This is a genomic window from Streptomyces sp. NPDC006309, from assembly GCF_040613095.1.
Lineage (GTDB): Bacteria > Actinomycetota > Actinomycetes > Streptomycetales > Streptomycetaceae > Streptomyces.
Genome location: NZ_JBEXRO010000015.1, coordinates 145,762 through 165,864, shown reverse-complemented (window position 1 = coordinate 165,864; position 20,103 = coordinate 145,762). Strand labels below are relative to the sequence as shown.

The window sequence follows — 20,103 nt, the reverse complement described above, 5'->3', positions numbered from 1 at the left end:
ACGGGAGACCGATGACGGACCTGCCCCGGGGTGGCAGGGCGCGGCGGGGTCAGCCGGGCGGCATGAGCGGCGGGGTGGAAAAGGGCGGCCGGTCCCGCGGTGCGCGGGCCGGGCGGCGGGCGGCGAGCAGCAGCGCCACGTCGTCGGGGCGGTCGGTGGCGTGCCGGGCGGTGGCCGTGAGCCGGTCGGCCACCCCCGACAGCGACCGCCTCCCGGCCCGGCCGGCACCCGCCCCGGCTTCGGCGAGCGCCAGCCGGAGCGCGGTGATGCCGTCGTCGATGTCGGCGCCCGGCCGCTCCACCAGCCCGTCCGTGTACAGGGCGAGGATCGCGTCCGGCTCCAGCAGCACCTCGGTGACCGGGTACCGGGCGGTGGCATCCACTCCGAGGACGACACCGCCCGGGATGTCCAGCACGCCGGTGCTGCCGTCCGGAGCGCGCAGCAGCGGCGGCGGATGACCGGCCCGGGCGATCCTGGTCCGGCCGGTGAGGGGGTCGAGGCGCAGATAGCAGCAGCTGGCGAACTGGCCCGGGTCCAGGTCGATCAGCAGGAGGTTGGTGCCGCTCAGCACCTCGTCCGGCGGCCGGTCGCCCAGCGCGAACGCGCGGACGGCGCTGCGCAGTTGCCCCATGGTGGCCGCCGCCTGCACCCCGTGCCCCTGCACATCGCCGATGACCAGGGCGAGCCCGTCCCCGGCCCCGACCACGTCGTACCAGTCACCGCCCACGTCCATGCCCTGCGTACCGGGCAGATAGCGGCCCGCGGTCTCCACCCGCGGGTGCGCCGACAGCCGGCGGGGCAGCAGCGCCTGCTGGAGACCGCGCGCCAGAGCCGCCTCGCTGTCGTAGCGCTGCGCCCGCTCCATGGCGTGCGCGATCAGCCCGGCGAGCGCCGTGAGGACCGTGCGCTCCTCCGTGCTGAAGCCGCGCGAGCCCTCGAAGCCGAGGATGCAGGAGCCGACCGGCCGGCCGGACGCGATCAGCGGCAGGAAGGCCCGGGCGCCCTCGTCGGCGTCGAGCGCGATGCCCGGATAGGCGGCGGCCAGCTGCTGCATCGACTCGAAGAACAGCGGCCGGCCGGTGGTCAGGGTCTCCACACCCGGCAGGCGCGCGTCCAGGCCGACCCCCTCGAACGAGGCGAGGAAGCCCTGCGGGAAGCCGGTCTCCCAGGCCAGGTACAGGTGGCGTTCCTGAAGCAGGTAGATGGCCAGGCGCCGCCCGCCGAACGCGGGCAGCAGCTCCTGCATGACCACCGCCGACACCTGCCGGGCGGTCACCGCGTCGGTCAGCGCGATGGCGAGGGCGATCGGCCGGTACAGCGGCGCCAGCGAGTGACCGGCCACCACCGCGCCCTCCGGGACATGCGCCTCGGGAACCGTCCCCAGCGCGGTCTCCATACGGCTGGCCGGGACGATCGTGCAGGTCAGCAGGTCCACCCCGGGATGTATCGAGACGGCCAGCCACTCGCCCTCACCCCCCTCCTCCCGGTCGCCGGCCGGCCGTCGCGCGTGGAAGTGCACCGGGTCCGGAGTGAGCAGCGCGCTCCGCAGATGATCGTCGTACGGCGGCCCGGACAGCCACGGCATCGCCTCCCACAGCGCCCGCCCGAGCAGCCACTCCCGCTCCCGGCCCGCGAACCGGGCCGCGGCCGCATTGGCGTACACGATCAGCCCCAGCCGGTCCAGACAGAACACGCCCTGCGGCAGCAGGTCGGCCGCGCCGTCCGCGGAAGCCCCCGGGCCGGGATCGAAGACCACTCCCCGGACCACCCCGCGCCCCGCCGTCCCCGTATCGCCGGCGGACACCGGCCGCGTCCCGGTATCAGCACCGGACGCCTGCCACAGGTCGAGCAGCCGCGGGGTGCCGTCCCGGGACCTCAGGTCCAGCGGCGTGCCCGGCGGTGTCCCGGCGGCGGCGTCGCGCAGCGCGGCCAGGATCCGGTGCGCGTCGGCCGGGGCCACGGCGTCCGCGAGCGCCGCCTCCGTCCCCGCGAACTCGCCGGGGCGCAGGCCGAGCAGCGCGTGCAGCCGGTCGTCGGCGCGCACCTCGGAGGTCGCCGGGTCCCAGCTGAACCGTCCCGCGTCCGCGCGTGCGGGCCGGCTCGCGGGCGGCCGGACGCTCAGCGGCTCCCCGTCCCAGGCCACCGCGCTCTCCTCGCCGTCGGCCAGTGCCCGCAGGCGCTCGCCGAGGCCCTCGGCGAGCTGGACGAGCAGGTCCTGGTCGAGGAGTTCGTCGAGGGTGTCCGCCACCGACGGGCGCAGCACCGTGAGGACGCCCAGCGGTTCGGTCGCGCCCGGCACCGGCACGTGCACCGAGCCGAACGGGAACGGCAGACCGGCCGCGAACTGCGGATACCGGCGCATCGTCTCCGTGGCGTTCGGCAGGACCACCGGCACACCGAGCCGGTAGGCGTCGGCGACGGGGAAGGGACGCCCGACGTGCAGCCGCCACCAGGGCCTGAACAGCGGGCCGGGGAGCCCCACGAGCACCGCGAGGCGCAGCGTGCCCGGGGCGCCCGACCGCAGATACACGCCCGCCACCCGGCCGCCGGCCGCGCCGAGTGCGCCGGTCGAGGCGTCGGCCAGCAGCGCGGCCAGCCGGGCCCGCGTACGGACCGCCCGCTCGCCGCTCCCAGCCATCGGCCTACCTCGTCCCGTGCGCCTCCGGATGGATGACATGGATGACACAGCAAGAATGCGCCACCAGACACGCGGAACGCACCTGGGCGGGGGGCGGGGGCGGGTGCCGGGGGAGAGAGCCGGGGGCCGGAGCGGACCGCGCAGGCGGGGCGCCGCCCGCCCGCCCCGGCGTGTGTGCCGCGTCCCCCGCGTCCCCCGGTGGTCTCACACCTGTGCCCCGCCCGGGTGGCGGCGCCGAGGAGCCGCTTCTAGTAATGGACTCCGTGACGCCATGACCGCGCACGGGGCCAGGTGCGCGGTCGCGCCCTTCCCCTGGAGCCGAGATGACCATCCGCTCTTCGCCCTCCCGTCCCGACGATTCGCTGATACCTCCGGCACCGGCCACCAGCGGCGTTCCCACGCCCGCCCCCCATCTCGTGACACGCCCCCCACGGCCCCCCGGGGAGCCGCCCGAGCCACCCCGCGCGGAGGACTCCGCGCAGATTTCCGCGCAGGATTCCGCGCAGGACTCAGCACGGGACTCCGCGTACGACTCCGCGTACGGTGACCCCCTGCGCGACCTGGTCCACGCGGCCGTCGCCGACCGTCCGCTGGAGGACGTCGTCCGGCTCATCACCCTGCTGGAACAGTCCCCCGAGCACGCCCGGACCACGGCCGACGCCCTGCGCGCGGTCGGGATGGACCGGTCCGTGGAGGACGTCACCCGCCTGGTGACGCTGCTGACCGAGCCGCCCCGGGGAAGCGACAGCGCCGACGAGGTGATCCGGGCCGCCGCGGAGCACCGCCCCCTGGAGGAGGTCTCCCGGCTGATGCAGCTGCTGAACCGCGCTCCGGTGGAACGGCACTGCGGTGAGGCGGCCGTGCGGGCGGTGGCCGAGCACCGGCCCGTCGAGGAACTCGCCGAGCTGATCGGCCGTCTGGCCACGGACCGCCGGAGGCGTGAACGCCCGCTGCCCGAGCCGGCGCCTCCCGGGACCACCGCCCCGCGTCCCACGCCCGGCACCGGGGCGCCCGGCACCGGGCCGGAGGGACCCGGCCGTCGTGCCGACGACAGGCCGGCCGGGGAGCACGCCCCGAAGGAGCGGTCGTCGAAGGAGGATCCGGCCGGGAGGCGGGCGGCCGGGGAACGGCGGTCCGGCGAGAGGCAGGACGGGAACTGCCCCGCGGACGGCCGGGGGCCCGGGTCCCAGGCGTATGCCGCACGTGGTGCCGCACCGGTGGTGCTGCTGTGCGGGGCGGCTCACGCCCCGCGCTACTGGTCCGGACTGCCCCAGGACGTACTAGGGGCCACGCTGCTCGCCTCGGCGCTGTGCGGGCTGCTGGCGCTGGCCATGACCGCGCGGGCGGCGCAGGCCCGGCTCGTCGCGGCGACGGCCGCGGCCGGTGTCACGGCGGTGCTCGCCGCGGGCCAGGCGCTCGGCGGACGTTTCGGCGTACCCGACCCGTCCCGTCTGGCGGCGGCGACGCTGGCGCCGCCCTGGATGGCCGGCATGACGGCCGCGGCAGCCGCGCTCGCCGCGCTGACGGTCGTGCTGACCACCCTGACCGGGGGCACCGGGCGCCCGGCGAAGGGAGGCCGAGGCCGCTGAGCAGGCCCCGCACGCCACGGCCGGTCCATGCCGGCACCGGTCCACGGCACCGCGAGCCGGGTCATCCGCTCGGCCGGCCCCGGCCCCGGCGACGGCGGTCCGGCGGCCCCGCGCCTGGCGCATCGACGGCGACGGCCTTGGCCTGTCGCCACATCGCCGCGTATTCGGGGCGCACACCGGCCCGGCCGTACCTCAGGCCCTCGGCGAGGTGGTCGGCACGGTGGTCGCCGGGGTGGTCGGCCGCCTCGGCGACCGGTCAGGGTTCGGACGGCCCGGGCGGCAGGGGCCGGGCCGCGCGCAGGCTGCGCAGGGCGAGGAGCAGGACGCCGATGTCGTCCAGGTAGACGGGGTCGGGCAGCAGGTCGGTGGGCAGCACCAGATACGCGACCGCCCCCCAGAACACCCAGCGCGGTCCCGTCGGCAGACCGGCCTGCCGCAGCGAACGCCGGGTCCGTACCAGCCGGACCAGCAGAGTGACGGCGAAGGCGAGCAACGCCGCCGCGGCGACGGCCGCGATCACCAGCAGGGTGCCGGACGTGTCCATGCGCTCTCCTTCCGCGTCCTCCCGCCCCTTCTGCCCTCCCGCTTCCGGGCTACGCCAACCGGCCGCCGGAACCGCCGGAGGCACCGGTGCCGGCGCCGTCCGCCGCCGTGCCGCCCTGTACCGAACCGTCGGCCGCCGCGCGGTCCGCCGCCGTGCCGGCGGCCGGTGCCTCGTCCGGGGAGGCGCCCGCGGTGGGCTCCGGCCGCTGGCGGCCCTTGGCCGTGAACCTGAGCCGCTCGAAGGTCCGCGTCAACTGGTGCAGCGCGACCGGCGTCCGCGCGGTGGACCGCTGCTGCTGCGGCAGGGCGGGCGCGGGGACGTCACGGTAGGCGGACAGCGCCTCCAGCGCCTGCTCGGCGGCCTGCTTGTACAGATCCCGGGACTTCGTCATCGCCTCCAGCGCCTCGGCATACATGGCGACGAGCCGCCGCTCGCGCTCCAGCTCCTCCTGGACGGTTCTCAGGGTCCAGTTGTCGCGCAGATCGGTCAGCGCCTCCTCGGCGCCCTGGGGCAGGGGCCGGGGCTGGGCGGTGAAGTGCCGCAGCGCCGCGACGAGTTCGGCCGGCTCCGAACCGTCCAGGAAGACGTTGCGCACGCTGTGTTCGCGGCCGTCGTAGTCCTTGGGCGCCGGGTCGGGGGGCAGCAGTACCGCGCCGCCGCGCGGCACCTCGACGCCGAGGTCCTTCAGCGCCCAGTTGACGGCCCGCAGTTGCTGCGGCGCGGCCCGGTGCTCCACCACGCGGTGCCGCAGGCCGGGCGGCAGCAGCCGGGTCAGGGGCAGCCGGCCCCGCTCGTCCGGCGTCATCGCCTCGTGTACGACCACGTTGACGCACCAGGCCTCACGGGCCGCGTCCCGCAGTCGGCGCCGCATCTCCTTGTCGTCCGCGGGCAGCGCGTTGGCCTGCCGGAAGCGCAGGCCGGGGACGGTGGCGTGATGATCCCAGGAGCCGTCGCCCCCCTCCGCGCCGCCGTCGGGCCAGCACAGCGTGGCGGGCGATGGCCAGGTGTCGTCCCACGGGCGTTCCGCCTCCGCGATGAGCCGCCACTCGTGCTCCTCGGGCCGGCTCGGATGCGGTACGAGGGTGAGCCGGGCCCGTACGGTCACCGTGCCGGCGGCCCGCCAGCGTGCCTCGAAGACCCGCCCGGCCGGGTCCTCGCCGGCGGGTGGCTCGGCGAAGTCGTCGATGTCCCCGCTCTCCTTGCGCCGGTGCAGGACGCGGCGGACGACGTCCTCGGGGTCGGGCCCGGTGTGGCGGCCCCGGGCCGCCCAGACGGATTGCGGGATGGTGGCGCGGTCGCCGGCGGAGTTCGACATGAGCCAATCTGCTGATGGGGGCGGGTGCGCCTCCCAGTATCACCGCTGGCCCGGGCGATCCGGCGGCCGGGGCCCGCCGCCACGCGTCATGGATGGGTGTGCGCCCGCGTACGGGGTGTGCGCCGTGCGCCCGGGACGCGCGCGGTACGCGTCGCACGACCGTGGCGCACCCGTGCCGTGCCGCCGCGTGGGGCGTCCACAATGGTCCGGCGAACGGGGCCCGCCCGCCCATCCGCTCAGGGGCGGGCCCCGTTCACCCTGCCGGGGCTCAGGGTGGGGCAGACCGGCACAGAGGCGCCGCGCCGTCAGCGGGTCGACGAACGGCTCGTCTCCGGGCGTGCGTTCGGTGAAGGCACGCGCCGCGGTGCCCGCGCACGGCCGCGGTGGCGGACCCGTGACCGATGCTCGGGCGGCCGGCGTGGCAGCGCCGGGCGTGCGCCACCGTGTCGAGGTGTACGACTCCCTCCGCGCTGTCTTCCCGGACTCCGCCCCGGACGCTCGCCCCGACCGTCCACCCCGCGCTCGCGCCTCCCGTGGGCCGCGGCGACCGCCGCCGCAGCTCACAGAGGAGGCTGGCTCCGTCCGGTCGGGCGCGCAGGGCGGGGGCCCGCACGGCGCCTCGCCCCGCGCTGCTCCCCGCCGCTCCCGGCCGCTTCGCCCGGCGGCTCGCGATACGGGGCCGAGCCGCACCGGGCGGCGGGCGACAGCGCGGCGACCCCGGTCACCGGCATCCGGACGTCGAGTGCCACCGGTGCCACCTGTCCACTGTGCCACCGCACGAGCCGTCCGTCCGGGCGGTCCGGGCCCGAACGGCGCGGGGGCCGGTGCACCGGCACCGGCCCCCGCGACACCCGACCGGGTGCGGAACTCACGCCCCGCTGGCCCGCAGCATGTCCTCGCGCTCGACGATCTTCACCCGCTCGCGGCCCTGCGGCTCGCCCAGGGCACGCTCGGCGGCGTCCAGCCGGTACCAGCCCTCCCAGGTGGTGAAGCGGACGTCACGACCGGCCAGGAAGGCGTCCACGGCCTCCGGCTCGGGCGTGGCCGGGGTGTCCAGGCGGCCGTTCGCGTAGTCGTCCAGGAGGTTGGCGACGGTCTCGTTGGCGTCACCCTTGGTGTGGCCGATCAGGCCGACGGGGCCGCGCCGGATCCAGCCGGTGACATAGGCGGAACGCAGCGGCGTGCCGCCCTCCTCGATCACGCGGCCGCCCTTGTCCGGGACGGTGCCGGAGTCGATGTCCCAGGGCAGCTTGGGCAGCTTCTCGGAGAGATAGCCGACCGCGCGGTAGACCGCCGTGACGTCCCAGTCCTTGAACTCGCCGGTGCCCTTGACGTTGCCGGTGCCGTCCAGGGCGGTGCGCTCGGTGCGCAGGCCGACGACCTTGCCGTCCTCGCCGAGGATCTCCGCAGGCGACTCGAAGAAGTGCAGGAACAGCTTGTGCGGGCGGTTGCCGACGTCCCGGATCGCCCAGTTCTCCAGGGTCTTGGCGACCATGTCGGCCTGCTTGTTGCCGCGGCGGGTCTCGATCGAGCCCTCGTCGTAGTCGATGTCCTCGGGGTCGACGATGACCTCGATGTTCGGGGAGTGGTCCAGCTCGCGCAGCTCCATCGGGCTGAACTTCGCCTGCGCCGGCCCACGGCGGCCGAACACGTGGATCTCCACTGCCTTGTTGGCCTTGAGACCGTCGTGGACGTTCGGCGGGATCTCGGTCGGCAGCAGCTCGTCGGCGGTCTTCGCCAGGATGCGGGCGACGTCGAGGGCGACGTTGCCGACACCGAGGACGGCGACCTTCTCGGCCTCCAGCGGCCAGGTGCGCGGCACGTCCGGGTGGCCGTCGTACCAGGAGACGAAGTCGGCGGCGCCGTAGGAGCCGTCCAGGTCGATGCCGGGTATCGACAGGTCCCGGTCGGCCATCGCGCCGGTGGAGAAGATGACCGCGTCATAGAAGGCGCGCAGGTCGTCGAGGCTGATGTCGGTCGGGTAGTCGACGTTCCCGAACAGGCGGATCTGCGGCTTGTCGAGCACCTGGTGCAGGGCGGTGATGATGCCCTTGATGCGCGGGTGGTCGGGCGCGACGCCGTACCGGATCAGGCCGAACGGGGCGGGCATCCGCTCGAAGAGGTCGATGGACACACCGGGGTCGGCGGCCACCTCGGACTTGAGCAGGGCATCGGCGGCGTAGATCCCGGCGGGGCCGGCTCCGACGATGGCTACCCGCAGGGGGCGCGGCATGATCAGGTTCCCTTCGAGTGTGAACGGCGACTCGAACAGGAAGCCTAAACTAAGGCAGACCTAAGTAGGTACGGGGGTCCGGCCTATGACCCCATAAGGCCATCTTATGGGTTGTCGAGGGCCGGCTTATGAGCCGGGTTCCACCGACCCGGCTCACCTGCCGCCTCCGGGTCACGCGGGCCGGACGACGCGGTGGATCGCCGCTTCCCCGGCCCCGTAGACCGACTCCTCGCGGATGGTCGATCCCGGCCCCGGGGCGTGCACCATCATCCCGTCACCGACATAGAGACCCACATGCCGGTCGTCGTCGAAGAAGAGGACGAGGTCACCGGGTTCCGCGCCGGCCACCGTGACCGGGGTGCCCGCCAGGGCCTGCTCGTGCGCCGCGCGCGGCAGCATGACCCCGGCGGCCTTCCACGCGGCCTGGACGAGGCTGGAGCAGTCGTACGAACCCGGCCCGGTCGCGCCCCATACGCACGGTCTCCCGACCTGCCCCCGGGCGAACGCGATCGCCTTGGCGGCCCGCAGGGCCCGGGAGTCGACGCCGACGCCGACGCCGACGCCGACGCCGGCGGATGTGGATGCGGCCGGGTACGGATACGAGCCCGTGCCCGTGCCCGTGACGTGAAGGGTGGTCGCCATGACGGGAGCCGTCATGGCCGGGTGGCCGCCCGTGCCGGCCGCCGGGTACGTCGCGGCGGGGAGGGAACCGGCGGTGTGCGTCACGGCAGGCGCAGCCACGGCCGGAACGTCGGGGGAGACGAACGGCGCTGACGGCATGCCGGGCGCCGCCGGGACCGCGGGTGTGGCCGTTGACGTGGCCCAGGAAGCCGGCTGGGCGCCGGAGTTCCACGCGCTCTGCGCGTACGCGGGCTGTACAGACCTGGAAGCCTGGGCGAGCGAGGAGGCGTGCCGGGTGAGCAGGTCGCGGGCGGCGGTGAGTCTGCGCCGGCTGTCGCCCTTGGACACGGTGGGGGAGGGGCGACCCGGCGCGGCACCGGGCAGTGTCCTGGGGGTCTGGACCCGGTTCGCCTGCGCGAGGGGCAGTGCGGCGGCCGGGGGCAGGCCGGCCCCGGCGGCGCCGGCACCGGCCGGCGCCTGCTCCACGAGGTCCGGCAGGCCCACCGAGCCGCCTGCCGACGCCAGTTCGGTCCTGCTCCGGCCGGGCGTTTCGGTGGTGATCGAGTCGCGGACACCCGGAAGGTGCCGGGGCGGAGCCGGATCGGGCAGTACCGCCCGCCCGCCTTCCAGCATCGCCGTCGGCCGGCCGGCCGCACCCACCGCCACCGGCCCGTGCGCGGGTTCACCCGCCGTGTGCCCACCGCTCGGCAGGATCCCGGTCACGTCGGCCGCCCACGGGTAACCGGCGGATCCGGCGGTCAGTTCGCCGATGGCCTGCCCGCCGTCCGGCCGGCCCCCCGTACTCCCGGCCGGCAACTCGCCGATCGCGCCTCCCGCGCCCCGCTCCAACGCCTGGGGTGTGCGTGCCGACGGCCCCGGGGGCAGGGCCTCCCGCGCGTCGCCTGCCAGGTCACCGCCCCCGTCCCGGCCCTGGGACCGCGCCGGGGCGGCCGGTCGGTCGGGCAGGCGGTCGGGGGGCAGTACGGCGGGGACGGTCGGGCCGAGCTTGGCGCGGGCCGCGTCGAACCACTGCCGGGCCATCGTGTCCAGCGCCGGTTCCGCGCGCCTGCCCGTCCGCTTGGCCAACGGGACGCCGCGCGAACGCCGTTGGGCGGCCATGGCCCGGGTGGCGTTGAAGTTCCCGGTCGCGTTCTCGGCCTGGTCATAGAGGGACTCGATCCGTTGACGGACCTCGTCGCGGCTCTCCGGCGCCATGGAAGACGTGCTCCTTCCTCGCCCCGCGGGGCAGTTGGGCCGCTCGCCGGGACTGAGCCGGCCGGGCCGAGCGTCAACCTAGCCAACGTGTGTACCTCGTGTGAAGGTTGAGGTGTGGAATGTCCGATACATATTCGTGATGTTCGCGACGAGGTTCGAGTGGGAAGAGGCGAGGCTCGTGGTTTCCTGTGAGACTCCGGTGAATGCGCGATTCCGTTGAACGCGACGGCTCCGCCCTCCGTATGGGGCTGGGGAATTCCATGTCCGACCGCGAGCACACACAGGGGACGACCTTGGTACGCAACAGGCGCAGACGCCCGACCGGCGCACGACGCGCGACCCTCGCGGCGCTCGCCCTGATGCTGGGCGGAGCCGGCCTGGCCGCGGTGAACGTCTACGCCTCGGCCGGCGAGGGCTGGGGCGGCGGCTCCGGCACGGACTCCACCGGACGCGTGCTGTCCACGGGCATGGCGACGATCGACTGCCCCGATGTCGGCACCCGGCTGACGGCGGTTCCGGACGCGGCGCGCCCGGACGTCGACCGTGAACTCGCCCTGCTCGACCAGCAGACGGCGGCGGCCTACCGGCAACTCCAGCAATGGGGACGGGGCGGCGGCGGCCAGGACACCGGATCCACCCCCGACGCGATCATGAGCCCGCTGACGGGGAAGCGGTCCGCCTCCATCGGCCGCATCACCGACGCCCTCGGCCGGGCGGGGGAGCACCCGCGGGGCCTGGACGACCTGGCCGCCTGCACCCTGCGCCCCGGCGACACCGGGCAGCCCACGGCCACACCGAGCGGCACCGGCCAGGACCAGGCGGGAACCGGACAGGGACAGAACGGTAGCGGCCAGGGCCAGAACGGGGCGGGCCAGGCCGGCAACGGGCCGGTCGTCTCCGACTACGCGGACATCACCGCCGTACAGCCCGACGCGCCGGCCGCCTCCCCGGGGTCCGACGCCTCGCGCGGCACCTTCACCTCCGACTGCGGCGTCAACGCGAACGGCCTGTTCAACTCGGACAACGTCATCGTCGCCCCCGGCGTCTCCAACGGCGCCCACCACTTCCACGACTACGTCGGCAATCAGGGCAACAACGCCTTCGCCGGCGACGGCGACCTGGCGAAAGCCGCCACGAGCTGTGTCGACCAGGGCGACAGGTCCACCTACTACTGGCCGGTGCTGCGCCTGCAGAACGGCACGCAGGAACGGGACGCGGGCGCCCCGGGCGGCGGCACGGAGGGCAACGCCGGCCAGATCGTCACCCCCAAGGCGGTGACGCTGACGTTCGTCGGCAACCCGCGCGGCAAGGTCACCGCCATGCCGCGCCTGCTGCGCATCATCACCGGCGACGCCAAGGCGTTCGTCAACGGTCCCGGCAACGCCAACGCGTCCTGGAGCTGCACCGGCCACGAGGACCGGCAGCTGAAGGACAAGTATCCGCTGTGCCCGCGGGGCAGCGACGTCGTGCGCACCTTCCGGTTCCAGAGCTGCTGGGACGGCCGCAACATCGACAGCGCCAACCACCGCACCCACGTCGCGTTCGCCACCGCCGACGGCTCCTGCCCGGCCGGCTTCCGGCCCATACCGCAGCTGGTGCAGCGCATCGTCTACGGGGTCGCCGCACCGAGCCTCGCGGACGGCGGCCGTACCGTCCCCCTGTTCGCGGTCGACTCATTCCCCGAGCAGCTCCACAAGCCCGTCACCGACCACGGCGACTTCATCAACGTCTTCGACGAGGACCTGATGCGCGAGATGGTCGACTGCATCAACTCCGGCCGCACGTGCGGCTCTTCCGGCGGCAGCGGAGGTGGCGACGGCAACGGCAGCGGCGGTGACGGTACGACCGCGACGCCCACGGCGGGTACCGGCGGCCCGGACACGACCGCGGCGCCCACGGCGACCTCCGGGTCCCCGGCGACCCCCGCCCCCGGTGACGGGGCCACGACGGAGCCCGGCGGGGACACCGGCGCGAAGCTCGGCGGCGACACGGCCACCGAGCCCGGCGACACGGCCACGAAGCCCGGCGGGGGCGCCACCTTCGCGCCGAGGCCGTCGGCCTCCCGCGCCGCTGAGGCACCGAGAACCGAGGCGACCACCGCGCCGGCCCGCACCACCAAGCAGGACGGGACGGGCGCCGGGAGCCGGGGCGGGGGCGGCCGGGCAGGCAGGCCCGCTCCGGCCGCTTCGACCCCTTCCCGTGCCACGTCGTCCAGGCCGGCACCGGCCCCGTCCGCCTCCACATCCACATCCACCTCGGCCCCCGCGTCCTCGGCGTCGGGCCAGGCCGGCGCCGCCGGGTACGTCCCGCCGGTGACCGCTCAGACCCCGCCCCAGGCGGCCGGGGGCGGTCTGGCGGAGACCGGGGCCCACCTGTGGCCCGCGGCCATCGGCACGCTGCTCGCCCTCTCGGGCCTGTTCATGCTGATCCGAGCCCGCCGCCTGCGCTACTGACCACGGCCACCCACCGGCCGGCCATGACCACCAGCACCTGACGGCACCGGCCCGGCAGCTCTTACGGCGGCCCTTCTCCACCGAGGGGGGTCGCCGGGGCGTATCCTGAGCCATCCTCTTGTGGGAGCGCTCCCAGTGCGTCCAGGATGCCGGTATGCCCTCTGTGCCTGCGCATCCCGCCCCCGCGATCCGCCCCTGCCGCCCCGCCGACCGCGAAGCCATGGCCGACGTCTGTGTCCGCACCGCGCACAACGGAGGCGACTCCCGGGCCATCTACCCCGACCCGCGGCTCATGCCGGTGCTCTTCGCCGAGCCGTACGTCCACTTCGATCCGGAACTCGCCTTCGTGCTGGACGACGGCAGGGGCCGGGCCGTGGGTTACGTCGTCGGGACCGCGGACACCGGAAACTTCGTCAGGGACTTCCGGCAGACCTGGATCCCCCGGCTGGCCGGCCGCTACCCGGAGCCCGCGGCGCCGCCCCGCACGCCCACCGAGGAGATGATCCACCTCCTGCACCGGCCGGAGCGGATGCTCGTGCCCGAACTCGCCGGCTATCCCGCCCATCTGCACATCGACCTGCTGCCGGAGTGGCAACGGCGGGGCTACGGCCGCGCGTTGCTGCACACCCTCCTGGCCGCCCTGCGCGGGCGGGGCGTGCGGGCGGTCCATCTCGGGATGGTCACCGCGAACACGGCCGCCCGCGCGTTCTACGACCGGCTCGGTTTCCACGTGATCCCGGTCGCGGACGCCGGTCCCCTCACCTACCTGGGCCGGGAAACGGCCGCGTCCTGAACGCGTCGGGGGACCGCACGGCACTCAGGTCAGTTCGAGGGTCCGCTTGGCGAGGTCGTAGGCGGGCCGCATCTCCTCGTGCTCCTCGGTGTCCATGCCGCCGAGGTGCAGGACGACCGGCCCGTCCGGCGTGCTGACCGCGAAGGCGCTCTCCTTCTTGGTCTCTTCCAGGAGTTCGCTCGTGCAGAGGTACTCCACCTCCACGGCGGTGACGCCGCCGCCGGTCGTGAAGGAGTGGTACTCGGCCTTGCTGACGTTGTCCTCGGCGGCGACGAACGCGCGCAGCACGCCGCCGGCGTCGGCATCGCCCGTCCCGCCGGTCCATACGCGCAGGAAGCCGATGTTCCCGGCGGGCTTGGCGTCGATCTCACAGGCCGCGGTGACCGGCCCCTGCCGGAGGAGGCTGTCGGCGAGCGCCCCGCCGAGGTTGTCGTCCTTCTTGTCCGACGCCTCGCTGGGCTCGTTCCCGGCGGCGGCGATGGACTTGGCCTTCCAGTGCCGGGCTATGTCGAACCTGACGGGCAGTTCGCAGGCGGAACCGGCGACGCCGATCGTGCCACCGCTCGGACCAGCCTTGGCCGACGCCGACGCCGACGCCGACGCCGACGCCGACGCCGACGCCGGTGCTGTGCTGGATGCCTCCGGTCGGCCCGTGTCGTCCGTACCGCCCGGCCCGGCGCAGCCGCTGAGCGCCGTCGTCAGCGCAGCCCCCGCCGCAGCCATGCCCATGGCTGCCCTCCGCGCGAACCCCACGACCTGCACGCCCCCCACCTCGACCTGCACCTTCGTCTCCCCACTGTCCGGCCGGCCACTGTAGCCGAGCGGGCGGACAGCGGCGCCTCGGACGAGCTTCGAAGCCCTTGCTGACAACAAGTCACCATTACCCAACCGTGACCTCCATGAGGCTACCGCCGGTAACTTACTCGGAAGTAAGGTCCCTGCCAGCCGCTCCGGAGCCCCCTGCCCCACCCCGCCGCCCAGGAGGTCCGCCATGTCCGTGCGCACCCGTGTGCCCGCCGCCCTCGCGATCGCCGTCGCCGCCTGCCTCGGCGCCCAGACCGCCGCCGCGCTCCCCGCCACCGCCACGGGCACCGTCGTGTCCCGCGGTGTCACCATCCCGGCCTTCTACACCCCGCCCGCCGCGCTGCCCGCCGCCGACGGCGCTCTCGTCCGCAGCGAGCGGCTGCCGCTCGCGCTGAGCCTGCCGGGCCTCGACGGACCCCTGCCCGGCCGGGCCACCCGGCTGATGTACAAGTCGACCGACTCCGCCGGGCAGCCGGTCGCGGTGACCGGCGCCTACCTGGAACCGGCCGCCGCGTGGCAGCACGGCGGGCCACGCCCGCTGGTCGCGCTGGCCCCCGGCACCATGGGCCAGGGCGACCAGTGCGCCGCCTCGCTCGGCCTCGAACACCCGCTGACCCTCAACGGCCGCACGGTGTCCGTCGGTTACGAGGACCTGGCGATCTACCGCATGCTCGCCGAGGGTGTGGCCGTCGTCGTCACCGACTACGCCGGACTCGGCACGACCGACAGACTGCACACCTACGTCAACCGGCTCGACGGCGCCCACGCCGTGCTGGACGCGGTCCGCGCGGCCCGGCACCTGGAGGGCGCCTCGGTCACGGCGGCCTCGCCCGTCGGGCTGTACGGCTACAGCCAGGGAGGTGGTGCGACCGCCGCCGCGGCCGAACTCCAGCCCTCCTACGCCCCCGACGTCACCCTGGCCGGCACCTACTCGGGGGCACCGCCCGCCGATCTCGCCAAGGTGACGGAGGCGATCGACGGCAGCGACCTGGCCGGCGCGCTCGGCTGGGCCGTCAACGGCTTCCTGCAGTCCGACCCCGCGCTCAGGCCGATCGCCGACAGGCATCTGAACGCGGCGGGCAAGGCCGCGCTGGCCGACCTGTCCACGATGTGCGTCGGCGACGCGATCCTCTCCTACAACTCCGCGCACAGCAGCGCCTGGACGACCGACGGGTCCTCCCTCGCCGATGTCGTCGCGGCCGAGCCCGCTCTGCGGGACTTCCTCGACCGGCAGCGCATCGGCACGCGGAAGCCCACCGGTCCGGTGCGGGTGGCGACGGGGATCAACGACGACCTCGTCCCGCACGCGCAGGCCCGCCGGCTGGCCGTCGACTGGTGCCGCAAGGGCGCCGACGTCACCTATGTTCCGGTGCTAGCACCGCAGTTGGGCCGGGCCCTGCTCAACCACTTCGCGCCGCTGCTCGCCGACCAGGGGGACGCCGTCGACTGGCTCACCGACCGGCTCGCGGGCCGGCCCGCCGGCTCCACCTGCCGGCTGCTGCCCCTCCAGCCCTGACCGGCGTCACGGCGCCCCGCGCACGGCGTGCAGGAACAGGTGCGGCTCCGGTACGGCGTCGGGGTGGGCCGGGGTGAACACGGCGTGCTCCTCGGTCAGTACCGTCAGGCCGGCCCCGGTCACCAGGTCCGTGAAGGCGCCGGCGGCGAAGCTCGTCACCCGTACCGGCTGCCCCATGAAGAACCCCTCGGCGTCCTCCACGTCGAGGGGCACGGTGGCCAGTGCGACCGACCCGCCGGGCCGCACGGCGCGGGCCAGCTTCGCCACGACGGCGGCCTGCTCGGCGCGGGACATCTGGAGCAGCGGGAAGTAGGCGCACACGGCGTCGAAGGAGGCGTCCTCCAACGGCAGTTCACGGATGTCGGCGAGCCGGAAGTCCGCGGCGGGCACCTGCCGGGCGGCCAGCTCCGTCATCACCGGGGAGACATCCACGCCCAGCACCCGGTGCCCGGCCTCGGTGAGGGTCTGCGCGGTCGGCCGGCCGGTCCCGCTGCCCACGTCCAGCACCCTGCTGCCCGGCGCCAGCCGCTCCAGCAGCCGGCGCAGCGACGCCCGGTGCGGCTCGGACGCGGCGAACGCCTCCTCGTAGGCGATTCCCAGCGCGTCGAACACCTCGGCGGCCGGTACCCGGCGATCGTCCTCCGCCACCACGTCCCCTTCCGTCGCCGTGTGCGGGCTGCCGGACACCGTCCTACCCCGGGCGGGCGCCCGTGACGCCTGCCGGCACGCGGCGTTTGCGGGCAGCGGCGGGCGCACGGCAGGGTGCGGTGCGTGCCTACCTTGCTGATCGTCCATCACACGCCGTCCCCGAACTGCCAGGCGCTGCTCGAAGCCGTCGTGGCGGGCGCGACGACACCCGAGATCGAGGGCGTGCGCGTCGTACGCCGGGCGGCCCTGTCCGCCACCGCCTCCGACGTGCTGGAAGCCGACGGCTACCTGCTCGGCACGCCCGCGAACCTGGGCTACATGTCCGGCGCCCTGAAACACTTCTTCGACCAGATCTACTACCCCTGCCTGGACGAGACCCGGGGCCGTCCGTTCGGCTACTACGTCCACGGCGGCAACGACGTCACCGGAGCCGTCCGCGCCCTCGAGGCCGTCACCACGGGTCTCGCCTGGCGCCGGGCGGCCGACGCGGTGACCGTCACCGGTACGCCGGGCACGGGCGACACCGAGGCGTGCTGGGAGCTGGGAGCCACACTCGCGGCGGGCCTGATGCCGGACGGCTGAGGCGTCCCGGTACGGGCCGCGCGGCCACCGGAGTGATCCTCGTGCGGTTGTGCATCGTGACCGGCGTGGGCCGAAGCACGCCACCGGGCCGCTCTGTTAGTCCTATTTATATGTTCATAGGACTACTAGGGAGGTGCTGGCGTGGCCCTCGGGGCACGTCTCGCCGTCGTCCTTCCGCTGCTCGTGGCCGTGTCCGGCGGACCGGTGGACCGCGCCGTCGCCGACGGCGCGGGCAGCGACGGGCTCGCCCTGGAGGTCGACGTCGACACCCGGCCGGGCACCGGGGCCACCCACCCCGGCATCCGCGTCGGCCACCCACTGGTGAAGGCGTACCGGCTGATCAACCGCAGCGGAGCCGACCTGTACGACGTACGGGTGAACGACCCGGGGCTGCCGGGCGCCGGGATCCGCTGCCCCGGCGGCGACGACCACGTCCCGATGCTCCGCGGCCTGGACTCCGCCACCTGCACCGCGTGGGCCACCGCGCGCGAAGGCACCTGGATCGCCGACGTCACGGCCGTCGGCCGCATCCCCTCCCTCGGCCAGGAGTCCCGGGCCACCGCCCGCTCCGGATACGCCGGCGTCGGCGGCCGGCCGGCCCTGTCCGAGACGGTCGTGACCGAGGTGGGGGTACCGGGCCAGCCCCTGGCACCCGGCCCGGTCACCGTCCTCTACGACGTGTCCAACACCGGCAACCGTACGGTGCTCGACCTCCGCCTCACCGATCCCGTGCTCCAGCCGCCCGGCATCGTCTGCCCGGCCGGCGACGACACCGTCCCGAGCCTCGACCCCGGGGACTCCGTGCGCTGCCAGGCGACCGTGGAGCGGCCTGCGGGCCAGTACTTCAGCGAGGGGCATGTGACCGGGACCGACCGGATCAGCACCCTCCGGCCCGACGGCTGCCCGAAGCGGGCGCCGCTGCTGACGGCCGACGCGTCCGGCTCCTTCACGCTGTACCCGCCCCCGCCACCACCGGTCCCGGTGCCACCGCCCCCCACACCACCCCCCGCCGTTCCCCCACCCGCCCCACCGGCTCCGCCACCGCCTCCCGTCCCCGTCCCGCCCCCCGTGCCGGCACCGCCCCCGGCGCCACCGGTCCTGCCCCTGCCACCCGGCGTCACCTTCCCGCCACCTCCACCCCTGCCACCCCCCGGCGGGCCCGCACCCGTACCCGGAGTCCTCCCTCCGGGCGCGGCACCGGGCCCGGCCGTGGGAGCACCGGGGGCTGGGGCCGGGGGCGCCGGAGCGGTGGCCGGGGTGGCGGCGGGCGGAGGCGCGGGTGCGGGCACGGCTGCGGGGGCCGGGGCTGGGGCAGCGGCGGGTGCGGGTGCGGGTGCGGGTGCGGGCACGGCTGCGGGGGCCGGGGCAGGAGCTGGCGCCGCCGGGGCTGGAACGGCCGCCGGGGCGGGAGCAGCCGGTGCGGGAGGTGCCGCAGCGGGGGTGGGGGCCGGGGCCGGTGCTGCGGCAGCGGGAGGAGGTGCGGGCGCAGGCGCTGGGGCAGCGGGGGGAGGCGCCGCGGCCGGAGGAGGCACCGCGGCCGGTGCCCCGGCCGGAGCGGGTGCCGCGGCGGGAACTGGGGCCGGTGCAGGCGGTGCCGCGGCGGGCGCGGGGGCCGGAGCCGGTGGCGCTGCTGGTGCCGGCGGTGCCGGTGGTGCCGGTGGTGCACTGGGCGCGGGGGCGGCTGGCGTTGCAGCGGGCGTCGGTGCGGGTGCGGGTGCGGGCGCGGCAGCCGCTGGGGGAGCGGCAGCGGCCGGTGGCGGAGGCACCACCGGAGGCGGGGCCGCCGGAGCGGGAACGGGCGCGGCCGCCGGGGCGGGAACAGGTGCCGGGGCCGAGGCAGGCGCTGCCGCCGGAGCGGGAACGGGCGCCACGGCCGGCGAGGGCGGGGCGGCCGGCGGTGAGGGTGCCGGCGGTGGGGCCACCGGAGGCGAAGCGATCGGAGGCGGAACAGCCGGCGGCCGGTCAACGGGCGGCCAGCAGACAGGAGGCCAGGCGACCGGCGGTCAGGGCGCCGCCGGCCGGACGACCTCAGGTGGGACGACCACCGGCCGGACGGCCACCGGTCAGGGCACTGCCGGCGAGGCGACCGTACCGGGCCGGCCGCCCGGGCGGAACTCCCGTACCCCTCCTCGGCAACCGCACAGCCCGTCCATCATGTCCCGCTTCGTCCGGCCCGGCGGCGGTCCGACCGGGCTCGGCCTGCTGGCTGTGCTGTTCCTGATGCTGATCCCCGCCGCCCTGGCCGCCGCCCTCCTCGGCTCCCGGCGCATCAGCCCGTGACCGGCGGCGAGATGAACCCTCTGACCCCCCAGCCCTCCAAGCCCCCGAATTCCCCAAGTCCCCAGCCCTGACTCCCCGCAGAACACCGACAGGAGACCGAGTCGATGATCGAGATCTTCGCCGTGGTGCTGGGGATCGCCGTGGTCGCCGCAGGCATCGTGGTGATCCGGCATCACTACTGGCCCCCCGCCCCGGACGCGGAACCCCGCGAGGACGTCGCCGAGTACATCTCCATGATGGTCGGCGTGCTCTACGCGCTGGTGCTGGGGCTGTCGATGGTGTCCGTGTGGGAGTCCCGGTCGGGCGCCGAGGGCCATGTGCAGGCGGAGGCGAGCGCCGCCCACCAGATCCGCCTGCTGGCCGCCGGACTCCCGGCCGCGCAGGCCGAACAGACGCGCGATGCCGTCGACATGTACGTGCACACCGTCGTGTCCGCCGAGTGGCCCGCCATGACGAGCGGGCAGCCGCCGGGCCGGCGCGGCTGGGACCTGCTGAACGACCTCCGGGCCGCGAGCCAGGTGCCGGTCGACGCCACCCCCGCCCAGCAGGCCACGCTCCAGGAGTCCCTGGCCCAGCTCAGCACCCTGGACGACGCCCGGCGCGGCCGGGAGGCCGATGTGGGCAACAGCCTGTCGCCGGTGCTGTGGTTCGGGCTGATCGTCGGCGGTGTGCTGACCGTCGCCTTCATGTTCATGTTCGGGGTGCGCAGGAGCCTCACCCATGTGGTGATGGTGATGGGGCTGACGGGTCTCATCACGTTCACCGTGCTGCTGGTCTACCAGCTCAACCACCCCTTCAACGGCACGTTCGCCGTCGACCCCACCCCCTTCTCCCGGTACTTCCCCGGCGCCTGACCACGAGCGCGCCCGTCA

14 protein-coding genes and 1 pseudogene are annotated in these 20,103 nt (G+C 75.2%); 7 read left to right on the top strand and 8 right to left on the bottom strand.

All coding sequences use genetic code 11. The annotated features are described in order from the left end of the window. Positions 1-49: 49 nt before the first annotated feature. On the bottom strand, positions 50-2,638 hold the full coding sequence (locus ABZ117_RS20840) for a SpoIIE family protein phosphatase (RefSeq protein ID WP_356822774.1): 2,589 nt from the start codon (positions 2,636-2,638) through the stop codon (positions 50-52). Positions 2,639-2,961: 323 nt separating this feature from the next. On the opposite strand from ABZ117_RS20840, the gene ABZ117_RS20835 reads away from it, so the two are divergent. Then, positions 2,962-4,227: a hypothetical protein gene (locus ABZ117_RS20835; RefSeq protein ID WP_356822773.1), complete on the top strand. Its 1,266-nt coding sequence runs from the start codon at positions 2,962-2,964 to the stop codon at positions 4,225-4,227. 256 nt (positions 4,228-4,483) lie between these two features. Here ABZ117_RS20835 and ABZ117_RS20830 read toward each other — a convergent pair whose 3' ends face one another. From ABZ117_RS20830 to ABZ117_RS20815, 4 genes and pseudogenes are all read right to left on the bottom strand, one after another. Further along, the gene (locus tag ABZ117_RS20830; RefSeq protein ID WP_356822771.1) at positions 4,484-4,771 is read right to left on the bottom strand and encodes a YkvA family protein; all 288 of its coding nucleotides are present in this window, start codon (positions 4,769-4,771) and stop codon (positions 4,484-4,486) included. 49 nt (positions 4,772-4,820) lie between these two features. Beyond that, positions 4,821-6,086, bottom strand: a complete 1,266-nt coding sequence (locus ABZ117_RS20825) for a hypothetical protein (RefSeq protein ID WP_356822769.1) — start codon at positions 6,084-6,086, stop codon at positions 4,821-4,823. Between the two features lie 868 nt (positions 6,087-6,954). Beyond that, positions 6,955-8,319 (bottom strand): FAD-dependent oxidoreductase, encoded by a 1,365-nt coding sequence (locus ABZ117_RS20820; RefSeq protein ID WP_356822767.1) that lies wholly within the window; start codon positions 8,317-8,319, stop codon positions 6,955-6,957. Between the two features lie 171 nt (positions 8,320-8,490). Next, positions 8,491-8,856: pseudogene (locus ABZ117_RS20815) on the bottom strand (C40 family peptidase); the annotation flags it as partial. A gap of 1,658 nt (positions 8,857-10,514) precedes the next feature. Between ABZ117_RS20815 and ABZ117_RS20810 the strand changes: the two are divergent. Further along, on the top strand, positions 10,515-12,608 hold the full coding sequence (locus ABZ117_RS20810) for a DUF1996 domain-containing protein (RefSeq protein ID WP_356822840.1): 2,094 nt from the start codon (positions 10,515-10,517) through the stop codon (positions 12,606-12,608). 154 nt (positions 12,609-12,762) lie between these two features. Beyond that, entirely contained in the window at positions 12,763-13,401 is a 639-nt protein-coding gene (locus tag ABZ117_RS20805; protein WP_356822765.1) for a GNAT family N-acetyltransferase, read from the top strand. 24 nt (positions 13,402-13,425) lie between these two features. On the opposite strand, the gene ABZ117_RS20800 is transcribed toward ABZ117_RS20805, so the two are convergent. Then, the gene (locus ABZ117_RS20800; RefSeq protein ID WP_356822763.1) at positions 13,426-14,130 is read right to left on the bottom strand and encodes a lipoprotein; all 705 of its coding nucleotides are present in this window, start codon (positions 14,128-14,130) and stop codon (positions 13,426-13,428) included. Positions 14,131-14,392: 262 nt separating this feature from the next. Here ABZ117_RS20800 and ABZ117_RS20795 point away from each other — a divergent pair, with 262 nt between their 5' ends. Next, a complete protein-coding gene (locus ABZ117_RS20795) occupies positions 14,393-15,721 on the top strand; it encodes a lipase family protein (RefSeq protein ID WP_356822761.1) in 1,329 nt (442 codons plus the stop codon). Between the two features lie 6 nt (positions 15,722-15,727). On the opposite strand, the gene ABZ117_RS20790 is transcribed toward ABZ117_RS20795, so the two are convergent. Next, positions 15,728-16,369, bottom strand: coding sequence for a class I SAM-dependent methyltransferase (locus tag ABZ117_RS20790; protein ID WP_356822759.1), 642 nt, complete (start codon positions 16,367-16,369; stop codon positions 15,728-15,730). Positions 16,370-16,492: 123 nt separating this feature from the next. On the opposite strand from ABZ117_RS20790, the gene ABZ117_RS20785 reads away from it, so the two are divergent. Then, positions 16,493-16,951: an NAD(P)H-dependent oxidoreductase gene (locus tag ABZ117_RS20785; RefSeq protein ID WP_356822757.1), complete on the top strand. Its 459-nt coding sequence runs from the start codon at positions 16,493-16,495 to the stop codon at positions 16,949-16,951. Between the two features lie 114 nt (positions 16,952-17,065). Here the strand turns inward: ABZ117_RS20785 and ABZ117_RS20780 are convergent, their stop codons facing one another. Continuing rightward, the gene (locus ABZ117_RS20780; RefSeq protein WP_356822755.1) at positions 17,066-17,266 is read right to left on the bottom strand and encodes a hypothetical protein; all 201 of its coding nucleotides are present in this window, start codon (positions 17,264-17,266) and stop codon (positions 17,066-17,068) included. A gap of 1,839 nt (positions 17,267-19,105) precedes the next feature. Here ABZ117_RS20780 and ABZ117_RS20775 point away from each other — a divergent pair. Then, complete coding sequence (locus tag ABZ117_RS20775; protein ID WP_356822753.1) at positions 19,106-19,231, top strand: hypothetical protein; 126 nt, start codon at positions 19,106-19,108, stop codon at positions 19,229-19,231. A 104-nt stretch (positions 19,232-19,335) separates the two neighbouring features. Next, positions 19,336-20,085: a hypothetical protein gene (locus tag ABZ117_RS20770; protein WP_356822751.1), complete on the top strand. Its 750-nt coding sequence runs from the start codon at positions 19,336-19,338 to the stop codon at positions 20,083-20,085. The last annotated feature ends 18 nt before the right edge of the window (positions 20,086-20,103 follow it).

Excerpts from the sequence above, each read along its gene's own strand:
- ABZ117_RS20770 (WP_356822751.1), top strand. The coding sequence starts at position 19,336 with ATGATCGAGATCTTCGCCGTGGTGCTGGGGATCGCCGTGGTCGCCGCA.
- ABZ117_RS20830 (WP_356822771.1), bottom strand. The coding sequence starts at position 4,771 with ATGGACACGTCCGGCACCCTGCTGGTGATCGCGGCCGTCGCCGCGGCG.
- ABZ117_RS20810 (WP_356822840.1), top strand. The coding sequence starts at position 10,515 with ATGCTGGGCGGAGCCGGCCTGGCCGCGGTGAACGTCTACGCCTCGGCC.
- ABZ117_RS20805 (WP_356822765.1), top strand. The coding sequence starts at position 12,763 with ATGCCCTCTGTGCCTGCGCATCCCGCCCCCGCGATCCGCCCCTGCCGC.
- ABZ117_RS20840 (WP_356822774.1), bottom strand. The coding sequence starts at position 2,638 with ATGGCTGGGAGCGGCGAGCGGGCGGTCCGTACGCGGGCCCGGCTGGCC.
- ABZ117_RS20825 (WP_356822769.1), bottom strand. The coding sequence starts at position 6,086 with ATGTCGAACTCCGCCGGCGACCGCGCCACCATCCCGCAATCCGTCTGG.
- ABZ117_RS20795 (WP_356822761.1), top strand. The coding sequence starts at position 14,393 with ATGTCCGTGCGCACCCGTGTGCCCGCCGCCCTCGCGATCGCCGTCGCC.
- ABZ117_RS20835 (WP_356822773.1), top strand. The coding sequence starts at position 2,962 with ATGACCATCCGCTCTTCGCCCTCCCGTCCCGACGATTCGCTGATACCT.
- ABZ117_RS20800 (WP_356822763.1), bottom strand. The coding sequence starts at position 14,130 with ATGGGCATGGCTGCGGCGGGGGCTGCGCTGACGACGGCGCTCAGCGGC.
- ABZ117_RS20775 (WP_356822753.1), top strand. The coding sequence starts at position 19,106 with ATGTCCCGCTTCGTCCGGCCCGGCGGCGGTCCGACCGGGCTCGGCCTG.
- ABZ117_RS20820 (WP_356822767.1), bottom strand. The coding sequence starts at position 8,319 with ATGCCGCGCCCCCTGCGGGTAGCCATCGTCGGAGCCGGCCCCGCCGGG.